General features: G+C 62.9%; 12 protein-coding genes and 1 tRNA gene. 7 read left to right on the top strand and 6 right to left on the bottom strand.

Features of this window, described 5'->3' with window-relative positions; all coding sequences use genetic code 11:
- From AC2FL1_RS19535 to AC2FL1_RS19525, 3 genes are all read right to left on the bottom strand, one after another.
- Positions 1-1,257, bottom strand: a 1,257-nt coding sequence (locus tag AC2FL1_RS19535; protein ID WP_496878027.1) for a DEAD/DEAH box helicase family protein, incomplete at its 3' end; no start/stop codon positions are given.
- Between the two features lie 84 nt (positions 1,258-1,341).
- The gene (locus AC2FL1_RS19530) at positions 1,342-2,727 is read right to left on the bottom strand and encodes an alpha/beta fold hydrolase (protein ID WP_496878026.1); all 1,386 of its coding nucleotides are present in this window, start codon (positions 2,725-2,727) and stop codon (positions 1,342-1,344) included.
- A 43-nt stretch (positions 2,728-2,770) separates the two neighbouring features.
- Positions 2,771-3,262 carry a MarR family winged helix-turn-helix transcriptional regulator gene (locus tag AC2FL1_RS19525; protein WP_496878025.1) on the bottom strand — a complete coding sequence of 164 codons (492 nt, stop codon included), beginning with the start codon at positions 3,260-3,262 and terminating at the stop codon, positions 2,771-2,773.
- An 85-nt stretch (positions 3,263-3,347) separates the two neighbouring features.
- On the opposite strand from AC2FL1_RS19525, the gene AC2FL1_RS19520 reads away from it, so the two are divergent.
- The 3 genes from AC2FL1_RS19520 to AC2FL1_RS19510 all read left to right on the top strand — a co-directional run bounded on the left by AC2FL1_RS19520 (position 3,348) and on the right by AC2FL1_RS19510 (position 6,186).
- Positions 3,348-4,043: a glutathione S-transferase family protein gene (locus AC2FL1_RS19520; RefSeq protein ID WP_496878024.1), complete on the top strand. Its 696-nt coding sequence runs from the start codon at positions 3,348-3,350 to the stop codon at positions 4,041-4,043.
- Positions 4,044-4,070: 27 nt separating this feature from the next.
- Complete coding sequence (locus AC2FL1_RS19515) at positions 4,071-5,753, top strand: adenylate/guanylate cyclase domain-containing protein (RefSeq protein ID WP_496878023.1); 1,683 nt, start codon at positions 4,071-4,073, stop codon at positions 5,751-5,753.
- Positions 5,754-5,979: 226 nt separating this feature from the next.
- On the top strand, positions 5,980-6,186 hold the full coding sequence (locus tag AC2FL1_RS19510; protein ID WP_496825482.1) for a cold-shock protein: 207 nt from the start codon (positions 5,980-5,982) through the stop codon (positions 6,184-6,186).
- A gap of 101 nt (positions 6,187-6,287) precedes the next feature.
- On the opposite strand, the gene AC2FL1_RS19505 is transcribed toward AC2FL1_RS19510, so the two are convergent.
- Positions 6,288-8,054 carry an adenylate/guanylate cyclase domain-containing protein gene (locus AC2FL1_RS19505; protein ID WP_496878022.1) on the bottom strand — a complete coding sequence of 589 codons (1,767 nt, stop codon included), beginning with the start codon at positions 8,052-8,054 and terminating at the stop codon, positions 6,288-6,290.
- Positions 8,055-8,274: 220 nt separating this feature from the next.
- Between AC2FL1_RS19505 and AC2FL1_RS19500 the strand changes: the two genes are divergently transcribed.
- From AC2FL1_RS19500 to AC2FL1_RS19490, 3 genes are all read left to right on the top strand, one after another.
- On the top strand, positions 8,275-8,586 hold the full coding sequence (locus AC2FL1_RS19500) for an ETC complex I subunit (protein WP_234137369.1): 312 nt from the start codon (positions 8,275-8,277) through the stop codon (positions 8,584-8,586).
- A gap of 7 nt (positions 8,587-8,593) precedes the next feature.
- The gene (locus AC2FL1_RS19495; protein ID WP_496878021.1) at positions 8,594-9,070 is read left to right on the top strand and encodes a GNAT family N-acetyltransferase; all 477 of its coding nucleotides are present in this window, start codon (positions 8,594-8,596) and stop codon (positions 9,068-9,070) included.
- A 35-nt stretch (positions 9,071-9,105) separates the two neighbouring features.
- Positions 9,106-9,182 (top strand) — tRNA-Arg (locus AC2FL1_RS19490).
- A 59-nt stretch (positions 9,183-9,241) separates the two neighbouring features.
- On the opposite strand, the gene AC2FL1_RS19485 is transcribed toward AC2FL1_RS19490, so the two are convergent.
- Positions 9,242-9,493, bottom strand: a complete 252-nt coding sequence (locus tag AC2FL1_RS19485) for a hypothetical protein (RefSeq protein ID WP_496825479.1) — start codon at positions 9,491-9,493, stop codon at positions 9,242-9,244.
- A 177-nt stretch (positions 9,494-9,670) separates the two neighbouring features.
- On the opposite strand from AC2FL1_RS19485, the gene AC2FL1_RS19480 reads away from it, so the two are divergent.
- The gene (locus AC2FL1_RS19480) at positions 9,671-10,084 is read left to right on the top strand and encodes an excalibur calcium-binding domain-containing protein (RefSeq protein WP_496878020.1); all 414 of its coding nucleotides are present in this window, start codon (positions 9,671-9,673) and stop codon (positions 10,082-10,084) included.
- A 4-nt stretch (positions 10,085-10,088) separates the two neighbouring features.
- Here the strand turns inward: AC2FL1_RS19480 and AC2FL1_RS19475 are convergent, their stop codons facing one another.
- Entirely contained in the window at positions 10,089-11,231 is a 1,143-nt protein-coding gene (locus AC2FL1_RS19475) for an alpha-D-ribose 1-methylphosphonate 5-triphosphate diphosphatase (RefSeq protein ID WP_496825477.1), read from the bottom strand.
- Position 11,232 lies beyond the last annotated feature (1 nt).

The raw sequence follows: 11,232 nt of genomic DNA, 5'->3' as shown, positions 1-11,232 counted from the left end.
GACAAAGACCGATTGCGGGCGCATGGCGTCCCATTCCTCGAACTTGAGCGGCCGGTTGTCCATGCAGCTGGGCAGGCGGAAGCCGTGTTCAGCCAGCGTGAACTTGCGCCGGTAGTCGCCCCGGTACATGCCGCCGATCTGTGGGACCGAGACGTGGGATTCGTCTGCGAAAACAATGGCATGGTCGGGGATGAATTCAAACAGCGTCGGCGGCGGCTCACCCGGCGCGCGGCCCGTCAGGTAGCGGGAATAGTTCTCGATTCCGTTGCAGACGCCGGTGGCCTCGAGCATTTCCAGATCGAAATTGGTGCGTTGTTCGAGGCGTTGCGCCTCCAGGAGCTTGCCCTCACCCACCAGCTGGTCGAGCCGCTGGCGCAGCTCTTTCTTGATGCCGATGATGGCCTGCTGCATCGTTGGTTTCGGCGTAACGTAGTGCGAGTTGGCGTAGACGCGGATCTGGTCGAACGTGTCGGTTTTCTGGCCGGTAAGGGGATCGAACTCGGTGATCGCCTCCAGCTCCTCGCCGAAGAACGACAGTTTCCAGGCGCGGTCTTCGAGGTGGGCGGGCCAGATCTCCAGACTGTCGCCGCGCACCCGGAAGCTGCCGCGCTGGAACGCCTGATCGTTGCGGCGGTATTGCTGGGAGACGAGATCGCCGATGATGTGGCGCTGGTCGTAATTGCCGCCGACCTTGAGGTCCTGGGTCATGGCGCCATAGGTCTCGACGGAGCCGATACCGTAGATGCACGAGACCGAGGCGACGATGATCACATCGTCGCGTTCGAGCAGCGCCCGCGTGGCCGAGTGGCGCATGCGGTCGATCTGTTCGTTGATCTGGGATTCCTTTTCTATGTAGGTGTCCGAGCGCGCCACATAGGCCTCGGGCTGGTAATAGTCGTAATAGCTGACGAAATATTCGACCGCGTTATCGGGAAAGAAGCCTTTGAATTCGCCGTATAATTGCGCCGCCAGTGTCTTGTTGGGGGCGAGGATGATGGCGGGGCGCTGGGTCTCTTCGATCACCTTGGCCATGGTGAAGGTCTTGCCCGTACCGGTGGCGCCCAAGAGAACCTGGTTGCGCTCGCCCTCGTTGACGCCCTGGGACAGTTCCGCGATGGCGGTGGGCTGGTCGCCCGCCGGCTGGAACTCGGTCTGCATGACAAAGCGGCGGCCGCCTTCGAGCTTGGGGCGCGCCTTTACCTCGGGCGCGGGGGCATGCATCAGCGCCTCGGACTTGTCGGAATGGGCATAGGGCATCGGGGGGATTCCTTTCGCCCCCGATCTTGGTCTGTTTTTGTTCCGGTTCAAGGGGGTGCAGCGGGCTGATGCCGGAAACTGGCATCAGCCGGGCGCGGTCTCGTCGGGAATGGTAGAGAGAAAATCCTCGATCTCGCGCAGCGCCTTGGGCCATTCGGGGTCGTAATCGGGCATGGTGTTATTGGCGGTGTCGAGGCTGACGAAGCGCGCGTTGCGGATACCGGCGGCCAGACGCTGGCCTTGATCCCTGAAATGCAGCCGCTCGCGGTCGGAATGCAGCACCAGCGCGGGGCAGCGAATGTCGGGCAAAAGCGGCTCGATATCGACCACATCGACGGAAGTGCCCACACGCAGGTAATCTTCGTGAGTCATCGCCATTTTGATGAAACGGGCGTACCTGTCCTGATCCTGTGGGCTGGACTCGGGAAAAAAGGCCTGGGCAAAGAGGTGCCTGCCCGAGGGATACCCGTCGTCCCAGCTGTCCCGGGACAGGTCCATCATCGCGTGCCCCAGCGCCAGATCCTGCGGCCGGTTGCGTTTGCCCAATCCCTTGACGAAACCGCTCATCAGCACCAGCCCGGACACCCGATCGGGATGTCGTGCGGCAAAAGCCGCGGCTACCGCCGCCCCCAGAGATACGCCAAATACAGGCGCCCGTTCCAGGCCCGCTGCGTCGAACATCGCTTTCAGATCGTCGACAAAGCGGTCGAACGACACATCCTGAACGCCCCGGTCCGACAAGCCGTTGTTGCGCCCGTCGCAGCGGATCAACCGATAGTGGCTGCTCAGGTGTGGTAGCCATCCATCCATCGGGTTCTGCGTCCAGTCGTATTCCAGATGCTGCACCCAGTTGGGCGCCTTGACCACCGTCCGGCCCTTGCCGGTTTCGGTCCAGGCGATGCGGGTGCCGTCCTGCGAGGTGGTAAAGCGGATCACCTGCCGCGCCGACTGTCGGGCGCGTTCAGCTTGGTCATCCGCACCCGACAGGTCGAGCGAGAGGACCTCGAGCGGGGCGGAGAGACCTTTGAGGCTCATCGCGCCTTCGGATTTCAGAGGAATGCCGACGGTGCCGCCCGCGATCTGGCGTGTCACGCGGCTGACGAGGCAGCCACCGGGCGGGGCGGCGGTCTGAAGCCGCGACGCGATGTTGACCGCGTCGCCGAATACGTCCTCGCCATTGATGGTGACGTCGCCCACATGCACACCGGCGCGCAGTTGCACCGGCTTGCCCAGCATCGCCTTTTGAATTGCGTGCGCGGTAGCAATCGCCTCGGTCGCGGTACCGAAACGCACCAGCGCGCCATCGCCCATCAGCTTGAAGATGCGGCCATTGCCGATCTTCACACTTGGGCGGATGACCTGCTCGAAGATCTGATTGAGTTCGGCCATCGTGGTGTCTGGGTTCGCGGCCATACGGGCAGTGAAACCCACTACGTCAAGCGAGAGTATGGCCACGATCTGTCTTGCCATGTGGACGGCTCCCCGCTCCGGCGCTCCCTTGCGCCAATTCGGATTAGGGCGCGGATTGGCCCGCCTGTCCAGTGTCTTGGTGCGCGGTGGGCGCGTCGTCGGGGTGGGTGAGCTTGCTCAGCAGTTCCGCCAAGCGGCGCGCCTCGCCCGGGGCGAGGTGATCGCCGATGGCCTGGTGCATGGCGGTGGAATAGACGGCCCACATGGCGGTGCGCACCCGCGCGCCTTCGGGCGTCAGGACCAGAACCTGCCCGCGCCCGTCCCCGTCACAAGCGCTGCGGGTCAGGTGCCCGGCGCGGGCCAGCCGGTCAACCAGCCGCGACACGCCATATTGCGGCAGCAGCAGCCGGCCCTGCAATTCGAAGGGGCGCAGGCCATCGGGCCCGGCCTGTTCCAGCTCCCACAGGATGTCGTAACGGTCGAGCCCCGGCAGGCCCGCCGATTTCAGCGCCGCCTCTACATGGGTGAGCACCGCCTTGTGGGCGCGGGCCAGCGGCAGCCAGACGGCAAAGGGATCGGGAGTGGGTTTGCTCATGCGGAGAAAGTAAATGCATGTGCATTGACTTTCAAGCGGGAATACCCAGATCAGGTAGATGCACCTGCATTCACATGAGGATCCCATGACCGACCTGCATCTGATCAGCCATCACCTGTGCCCCTATGTGCAGCGCGCGGTGATCGTGCTGAGCGAAAAGGACATTGCCCATAACCGCAGCTATATCGACCTGTCGGACAAGCCCGACTGGTTCCGCGCCCTGTCGCCGCTGGGCCGGGTGCCGGTGCTGGAAACCGACGGCAGGGTGCTGTTCGAAAGCCAGGTGATCGCCGAATACCTGGACGAGATCACCCCCGGTTCGCTGCACCCTGACGACGCGTTGGAAAAGGCGCGGCACCGGGCATGGATCGAATATGGCTCGGCCACGCTGGCCGAGATCTCGGGGTTCTATAACGCCCCCGATGCCGCGACCTTCGAGAGCCGTAGGCAGGCCCTGCGCGACCGGCTGGCGCGGGTGGCGCCCGAAGTGCAAGGTTCGTTTTTCGCGGGCGAACGGTTTCACATGATCGACGGAGTCTGGGGCACGGTGTTCCGCTATCTCGACACGTTCGAGACGGTGGGCGCGTTTGGACTGATGCCCGATCACACCGGCATGGCGCGCTGGCGCGCGGCGGTGGCGGCGCGCCCGTCGGTGCGCGATGCCCCGCCCGAGGGTTATCCAGCCCGGTTGCTGGCGTTTCTACAAGCGCGGAACTCGCATCTGGGCGCTTTGGCGCGGTCCATGGACGGGAAAGCTTTACAGCAGGCCACGATCCCATAGACTTGAACGACGCAACAGGGAGCGCCGATGCACAGCCAGCTTGCCGTCCTGATGTTTGCCGACATTGTCGGCTACTCCGCGATGATGGAAACAGATCAGGACCAGACCATCGAGGCGGTTCGCAGCCTTCGGTTGGAGCTGCTGGAACCCGCAGTCGAAACTCATGCGGGCCGCGTTCTGAAACGCCTTGGCGATGGGTGGATCATTTCCTTCACCAGTGTATCGGCCTGCGTGGACTGCGCCATGAGCCTTCAGGCAAAGCTTCAGACCGAAACCGAACTGAAGCTTCGTATCGGTGCGCATATTGGCGAGATCGTGTCGGACGGCGAGGATTTCTATGGATCGGGGCTCAATATCGCCCAGCGGATCGAGGCAGAGGCACCCCCCGGCGGGTTGATGGTGTCCGAGGATCTGTTCCGGCAATTGTCAGGCCCGCTCGCAAGCGGGTTGAAGGATGCGGGAACGTTCCGGCTGAAGAACATCGCCCAGCCGGTTCGGCTGTACCAATGGCGGCCAAAGCACCAGCGCAAGGCCGATCCGGACCAGATCACCTCGATCGCGGTCGCCGCCATCGAACACGCCCCGCTGGATGCCGAAACCGCAGCACTGGCGGGCGATTTGCACGACCAGTTGGTGATCCGCATGTCGCGGCGGCAGGGTGTCGTGGTTCTGGACGCCGCCAACAGGCCAGTGGAAAACGCCACTTACGACCTTCGAAGCCGGCTACGGGTTGCGGGCGGTCGCGGGCGTCTGAGCCTTTCACTGGTCCTGCGCTCCGAAGGCCGACCGGTCTGGTCCGAAAGCTATGACCGGGACACGACGGACATCTTCGATTTCTGCGATGTTGTGCTGGAGCGCGCCGAGGCCGACCTGCGCATCCAGACCAACGCTTTTGATGGTGACCGCCTGGCCCATATCCCAGAAGAGGAACTGAGCGTCTCGGAGCTGAGGGCGCGGGCGGCCAATGCCTATTACCGGCTGACCTACGAGGACTGGATCGACGGTCTGCGGCTGATGAAACGCGCGATCCGGATGAACCCGCGCGACGGCGTGTCCCTGGCGATGCGCGCCGAGGCCGAGATCATGACCCATGCCGCGCGCTACAGGACCTTGCCCCCGGAACTGCTGGCGCAGCTGGCCGACGACCTGGATACCGCGATCGAACAGAACCCGGGGAGCGACTATGTGTTCTGGACCCGGGGCCTCTATCGGATCAATTGCCTGTCTGACGTGGCAGGCGCCCGGGCCGATCTGCAACGCAGTCTCGACCTGAACCCGGCCTATTCGGAGAACCACGAACTGGAGGCGCATATCCTGATGGCCGAAGGCGATTTCGACAAGGCCGCAGAAAAGTACGGACTGTTGCTGCAACGGCAGGTTCACAATCCGATGATCCCCTATCGGCGCTTCCTGCGGGCCGCAGCCTATTACTGCGGCGGACGCTACGATCTGGCCGCAGAAGATGCACGGCTGGCGGCCGACACCCGACCCAAGGACCGGGCGATGCATATCTTGCGCGGCCAAGCGCTGCGGGCCGCGGGCGACGAGGACGCAGCCAGGGACGCGCTGCAGCGAGCGGCGAGCCTCGCGCCCCAACCCAATATCTGTTCTCGCTGCCCGGTTCTGCCGGCGTCACATCAGCATCTGGCGGAGGCACTGGCGAGCGCGGTCCGTAGCCCACAGGGACAATTGGATGGGCTGGAGACCTGAGGCCGCTTTCCACCCCACAAAACGCCGGGGACCAGCAGCGCCCTGAGATTCTTTTGCGCTTTCAAGCGAATTCCCTTGATTTGTGCGCCACAAGGGACCATGTGAGACGTGCTACGTATTTCTATCTCGACCTACTGTTCTCCAATTTGGCCACAGTCCTCGATTTCGAACTGACAGGCCGGGTTGTCGCATTCTGCGGGCAACGAAACATAATGGAGACATCACAATGGCCAATGGCACTGTGAAATGGTTCAACTCAACTAAAGGCTTCGGCTTCATCGCGCCCGAGGGCGGTTCCAAGGACGTGTTCGTGCACATCACCGCACTTGAACGCGCCGGCATTCGTTCGCTGGATGACGGTCAAGCCGTGACCTTCGACCTGGAAGAAGGCCGCGACGGCCGCCAGAGCGCGACCAACCTGCAACTGGCCTGAGCCAGTTCAACCACCGGACACATGCGCCGGTGGTTTTCGCGAATTTCTGAGGAAGCCCCCACGCGGGGGCTTTTTTCTTTGCCGGGCCGATCCCCGCGCGATCAAGTGTCCCCGGAAAGGCCCGCCAGTTCCAGGCCTTGCAGAACCAACCGCTCGTGGGCGGGGTCGGTCAGGGTCAGCCGGGCCAGCCGGGTCCGAATATCGAATGACGGGTTGATCTCCAGCATCTCCAGCCAGATGCGGCGGGCCTCTTTCCCCTCGCCCAGGTGACCAAGGGCCGAGGCCAGCCAGGCTCGCCCGATATCGGTGTCCTTTACCAAGAACACCCGTTCCTTCAGAAACAGCGCCGCAGTCTCGAAGCTGCCCTTGAGAAAATGGGCCATGGCAAGGAATTGCATGAACTGGTGCCGAAACGACGGATCCAGCCGGATCGCGCGTTCGAGATGCTCGATCGCATCGTCAAGCCTGCCCTGGGCAATCTCGATCTCACCCCTTGTGAACCAGCCCAACGCATAATCCGAGCTTTTGGTCATCGCCCTGTCCAACGCCTGAACCGCTTCGTCCAGTTTGCCTTGCCAGCGCGCGATGGCGGCATAGGCGTTGTTGGACCAGATATTGTCTGGGCCAAGCTCCAAGCTGCGCCGCACGAGGCTGTCCGCTTTTTGCATCGCCTCTTCCGAGGGCGTGCCGGACCAGCGGTTGTGGTAGTCCAGCAGGTGCATGAGGGCCAGCATGCCATAGGCGTCGGCATAGCCGGGGTCGCGGGCAATCGCGCGCTCGCCATAGGCGACGGCCTTGCGCCAGCCTTCGGCATTCATGCCGGGAAAGAACAGGAAGCCGCGCATGCGCATGTAATCTTCATGCGCCTCGATATTCGATGTGCCGACATCGGCGATATTCGCGCGTTCGCGAGAGGATAGCGAAACCTTCAGCGCCTTGACGATTTCCAGCGTCACTTCGTCCTGCACTGCGAAAATATCGGTCAGGTCCCGGTCGTAGCGGTCGGCCCAGACATGGCTGCCGTCTTTGGTGTCGATCAGCTGGGCTGTGATGCGGACGCGCTGGCCCGCGCGCCTGACGCTGCCTTCCAGCACATGGGTGACACCCAGCTCGCGCCCGACCACCCGCAGGTCGATGGACCTGCCCTTGTAGGCGAAACTGGAGTTGCGGGCGATGACGGTCAGGCCCGACACCTTGGACAGGTCTGTGATGATATCCTCGCTGATCCCGTCCGAGAAATACTCCTGCTCGGGGTCGCCCGACATGTTGTCCAGCGGCAGAACCGCGATGGCATAGCCGGGTTCGCGCGGTTTTTCAGATTTTACCGTTCCCCTTGGCGGGGGCGGGGCATCCTGCGGATGCCAATGATAGACGCGCAAGGCGCGGTCGATATTCTTGACCGAGACCTGCCCGCCGTCCTGAAAGGTGATCCCAAGACGACCGCCAACGCTTTCCTGCACCACCGAAGAGACGCAAACCCCGCCCGGCTGTGCCAACTGCTCCAGCCGACTGGCAACGTTCACGCCATCGCCAAAGATGTCTTCATCCTGCAGGATGACGTCGCCCAAGTTGACGCCGATCCTGAGGGAGATACCCCCGGACTCGTCCAGGTTGACCATGGTTTGCTGGATCTCGGTGGCGCATTGCACGGCGTTGGATACGCTCAGGAATTCAACAAGCGCGCCGTCGCCCATCAGCTTGACGATGCGGCCATTGTTGCGGGACACGCAGGGGTCGAACACCTCGCGCCGGTGCCGGTTCAGCGCGTTCAGCGTTGCGGATTCATCCTCGGCCATCAGCCGCGAATATCCGACGATATCAGCGGCCAGAATGGCAGAAAGGCGTCGGGATACCCGTTCATTGTCCATGATTGATTGGTAAGGCAGATAATCGGGCCGGTCTAGCTGGCTGTCTCAAAAACGGTTCGCGCAAATCTATCCGACGGAGGGTCGGGTCCGGCCTGCCATTCTCTGCGCAATGCAAGGCGTTGGTGCCTTGCATCAGGCGACGAGCGGTCGCGGAAATCGGCCTTGCCCGAGCCCGTCGATGCGCGCATATAGGAACCAGCCGAAGACGACGGAGTACATGATGCGCGCACGGATCTACCAGCCCGCCCGGAATGCCATGACCTCGGGCATGGCCAAGACCCGCAAATGGGTTCTGGAATACGCCCCCGGTTCGGCACGCGAGGTCGATCCGCTGATGGGTTGGACCTCTTCCAGCGACACCCAGTCCCAGGTCCGGCTTCGGTTCGACACCAAGGAAGAGGCGCTGGATTACGCAAAGTCTCATGGGATTGAAGTTACTGTCACTGAGCCGCACAAGCGCAAGCCCAACCTGCGCGCACGCGGCTATGGCGAGAATTTCGCCACCGACCGGCGCGGCCCCTGGACCCACTGAGGGCACTTTGTCCGAATTCACCATAGAGCAGGCCAGCCCGTCCGCACCCGAGGCGGTGGCGCTGATCGCACGCCATGTGGCGTTGATGGCGTCTCAATCGCCCGAAGAGAGCTGTCATGTGCTGGACGGCAGCGGCCTCGACAGCCCCGATGTGGCGTTTTTCCTGCTGCGTCAGACGGGCACCGCGATTGGTATGGGCGCGCTCAAAACGCTGTCGGACGGCGCGCTGGAGTTGAAATCCATGCACACCCTGACCGAGGCACGCGGCACGGGCGCGGGACGCGCAATGCTCGAATTCCTGCTCGACCATGCCCGCAACCAAGGCGCCTCCGGCATCTATCTGGAGACCGGATCGACCGATGATTTCCTGCCGGCACGGCGGCTTTACGAAATCTATGGTTTCGCCGAATGCGGCCCCTTCGAAGGGTATGCAGAGGATCCCTGGTCCACCTTCATGACCCTCGATCTGCGCGGGGCCGCTTGACCCCCCATGTTTGCGTGGCATAACAGGCGCCAAGCGGTCCCATAGCTCAACTGGATAGAGCAGCTGACTTCTAATCAGCAGGTTCGGGGTTCGAGTCCTCGTGGGATCGCCATCATTCTTTGGCGCGGATGTGTATCCCGAAGCGCGCAAGGCCGCTTCGGGACAGGTTTCTCACTTGCGATGAATGGCGTTGATTTTGGTGATTCCGTCCTCGCCCGCGCTTTCGAAAACGATATGGACTTCGTCCCCAGCGGCCAGATCCTCTGGAATCTCGTCAACGAATTCCAGCGACCAGATGGTCTTGTCCTCAAGAACGATAAGGCCATCGACCCGGTCGAAGGCGAGGATGGTACCGGTCACCTCGTCAGCCAGAACAGGGATCGCGGCGGATAGCAGGGTTGCAGCAAGGATAAGGCTGCGCATGGGGGTGCTCCTTTGAGCATGGGTTGAAACCAGGTGGTAGATGTGGTGGCGCAAGGCAGGGCACAAGTACGGGAGAAGTGTTTATTAATCTCATTATTTTCATATACTTATAGAAACTCCCCGATCCCGGCCCTTGCACGCCATGCCGCCGCCATATTCAGGTGTCACGATCCACCCATGACCGAGTTGCAAGCCATCCGAGAGGCGCTCTATCCCGAGGTCTCGAAAAAGCAGACCCGGTGCCAGCGCCGGGCAGAACGGACCCGTGCAAAGGCGCTGTCGCCCCTGCGAATCCTGTTGTTGCTGGCCAGCCTGCCGGTGATCGCGGGATCGACGGCCCTTGGCGTCTACATTCGTACCAGCCCCTATCCGCCCGAACTGGCCTTGCGCCATATCGCTGCGCTGGCCGGATGCGAATTCGCGGCCCTCGCGGGCCTGCCAGAGGCGCGGCACGGCGAACCTGGCTATCACCTCCGTAACGACGCGGATCTGGACGGTGTCGCCTGCGGCACCACGCTGGCCGCGGCCAGCATGGAGGCTCAGGTTCCTGTGCAGCACGCGCCCGGACAGGCGAAATTTGTCCGACCCTGAACGCTCAGGCTACCCGGCGCCCCTGCGACCAGACCGATTGCAACGCTGGCACCCCTTCGCGCATGCGGAACCGGATCAGATCGGCGCGTAGCCCCGGCGCGATCTCGCCCCTATCATTCAAGCCGACTGCACGCGCCGGTGCCCGCGTCACCGTGGCCAGGCCGCGCGCCATGTCGCCCCAGCACTCTCCCAGACGCAGCGCCGACAGCAACAGGGCCGATGGCACATAGTCAGAACTGAGAATGTCGAGCAGGCCGCGTTCGGCCAGATCCGACGCGGCCACATTGCCGGAATGCGATCCCCCCCGGATCAGGTTAGGCGCCCCCATGATCACCTTTATCCCATGTGCATGGCAGGCCTCGGCCGCCTCGATCGTGGTGGGAAACTCGGCCAGCCGGATGCCGTGACCGGCCGAGACCGCCACCTGTTCGGGTGTGGTGTCGTCATGGCTTGCCAACACAGAACCCAGTCGCCCGGCGGCCTTGACCGTCTCGGCCTCGTGCCGGTCGCCATTGCGGTCGCGCAGAATTTTCAGATGGCTGACATGTTGCAGGAACGTGTCGTCGTCCATCGCGTTCTTGCCCTTCATATAGGCTTCGAGCTTGGCCATGTCGCGGAACTGCCGCTGGCCCGGCGTGTGATCCATCAGCGAGACGAGACCGACCCGGTCTTCAGGCGTGAACTCGTCCAACTCCTCGGCCAGGGTTTCCGAGCAGATCTCTGCCCGCAGATGCAGGAAATGGCTGATCTTCAGCGCCTCCGCCTCGCGCAGTTGCCACAGCTCGCGCGACAGGCTGCGCGCGTATTTCAGGTAACGCCCAGCGCCCGAGGGGATCGAGCCCACCCGCATCGCATCGAACACCGTGGTGATGCCGGTACCTGCCAGTTCCGCGTCATGCGCCAGAATGGCGGCGGCATGTGGCCAGTCGACCTTGGGGCGCGGCTGGATATGGCGCTCCAGATTGTCGGTATGCAATTCCACCAGCCCCGGCGCCAGCATATCGCCGCCGCAATCAATGGCGCCTGCGGGCACGCGCGCGCCCTGGTCGATCTCGATGATGGTTCCATTCACCACCCGCAGACTGCCGGTCACGGTCTCGCTGGGCAGAACCAGCGTGGCATTGGCAAGGATCATTTCATCTGTCATC

The sequence above is a fragment of the Ruegeria sp. YKSF070 genome, assembly GCF_059612725.1.
This window is presented reverse-complemented; position numbering and strand designations above follow the sequence as displayed.